Below are 1,679 nucleotides of genomic sequence, written 5' to 3'. Positions count from 1 at the left end.
CCGGGCGTCGTCGTCGAGCGACTCGACGTGGATGCCGATCGCGTCGGCACCGGCCTCACGCAGGTCGGTGAGGACCGCCAGGTCGGCGGGCGGTTCACACTGGACCTGGATCGGCAGCCCCGGGACCGCCGCTCTGACGGCGCGGACGCAGCGGGCCAGATGCGCGGCCCCGCGGTCGCGTCCCGCCGACGTCCCGGTGGTCATGACCATCTGGGTGACCCCGTCGAGGTCCACGGCGGCGCGGGCGACCTCGGCCAGCTGCTCGGGCAGCTTGACCGGCACCGTCGTACCCGCGCGCAGCGACTCCTCGATCGAGCAGAACCGGCAGCGCTCCTCGCGGCGGTAGCGGATGCAGGTCTGCACCACGGTCGTGGCCAGGACGTCGCGGCCGTGGAGGCGCGCGATCTTCTCGTAGGGGACCCCGTCGGAGGTCGTGCGGTCGTAGAAGCGGGGACGGCCGATCGCGGAGATCTCCAGACCGGTGTCGACGCCGTCACGCAGGACCCGGTCGCCGTCGAAGACGAAGGGGCTGTCGGGGTTGCGGGGGATCGCCGCGTCGCGCCCGGAGACGACGAGGTGTCCGTCGTCGCTGGGGCCCGCGCCCCCGCTGCGGTGCAGCGGAGGGGTGCCCCGGATGCCGAGCAGGGCCAGGTCGACCCGGGTCGAGGTGGACGCTCCGGTGGTGGAGGTGGTCATGATGCCCGTTCCTCTCGGGTGGCGTGACGGCGGGCGATGATGCCCTCGGCCAGGTGCGCCGCGTCGCGGTCGATGCCGAGGAAGCGGCCCGAACCCCAGGTGTGCATCCAGGGCAGGCCGATGAAGGACAGGCCGGGTACCTCCGTCACGCCGCGGGTCTGCATGGGGTGGCCGGCGCCGTCGAACGCGCTCGCCTCGATCCAGCGGTAGTCGGGCCGGTAACCGATCGCCCAGATGATCGTGGTGACGCCCTCCGCGGCGAGGTCGAGGGACGTCGGGTCGGACTCGGGCGCCCACACCGGCTGGTACCTCGACGGCGGCGGGGCGTCGATCCCGTGTGCGTCGATGTGCCGGTCGATGTCGGCGCAGATCGAGTTGTACACCCGGTCTGCGGAGTCCAACGCCTCGGTGAGTGAGGGGTCGAACCGCAGTTCCGTGCCCTCTCCGGCGGTCAGTGTCCCGTACAGCCGCATGCCCTCGGCGGCGAATCGCCGCAGGTCCACGTCCCGCCCGCCGTCGCGGCCGGTGACGTAGTGGTTGGTCTTCTCCTGCGCGGCCTTACCGCCGGGGTACTGCTGTGCCGGGGTGTCGTACAGCCCCATGTCCGCGAGCCAGGTCATGCAGTCCCGGCCCCGGTAGAACCGGGCGACGCGCGGGGCGTTGCCCACCGCCAGGTGGACCCGGCGACCGGCGAGGTGCAGGTCCTCGGCGATCTGAGCTCCGGACTGGCCTGATCCCACCACCAGGACCGCGCCCTCGGCCAGCTGGTCGGGGTTGCGGTACTGCTCGGAGTGCAGCTGCGTCACGGCGGGGTCGAGGAACGAGGCGTAGGGCGGGATCACGGGGACCGGGTAGCCGCCGGTGGCCACCACCACCTCGTCCGCGGTGACCGTCCGCTCGCCGACCGGGCCGGCGAGGGTCACCTCGAAGCCGGTGCCGGTCCGGCGCAGCCGGGTGGCGGCCGTGTGCTCGGCGAGCGGCGG

2 protein-coding genes are annotated in these 1,679 nt (G+C 73.2%); both read right to left on the bottom strand.

All coding sequences use genetic code 11. The features are described from left to right. A partial coding sequence (locus G6018_RS13465) for an MSMEG_0568 family radical SAM protein (protein WP_182639879.1) occupies window positions 1-696 on the bottom strand: 696 nt, incomplete at its 3' end. Beyond that, on the bottom strand, window positions 693-1,679 hold a 987-nt coding region (locus G6018_RS13460), incomplete at its 5' end, for an NAD(P)-binding domain-containing protein (protein ID WP_182639878.1). The genes G6018_RS13465 and G6018_RS13460, both read right to left, overlap by 4 nt.

Source organism: Dietzia sp. DQ11-44, assembly GCF_014145205.1.
GTDB lineage: Bacteria > Actinomycetota > Actinomycetes > Mycobacteriales > Mycobacteriaceae > Dietzia > Dietzia natronolimnaea.
This window is presented reverse-complemented; position numbering and strand designations above follow the sequence as displayed.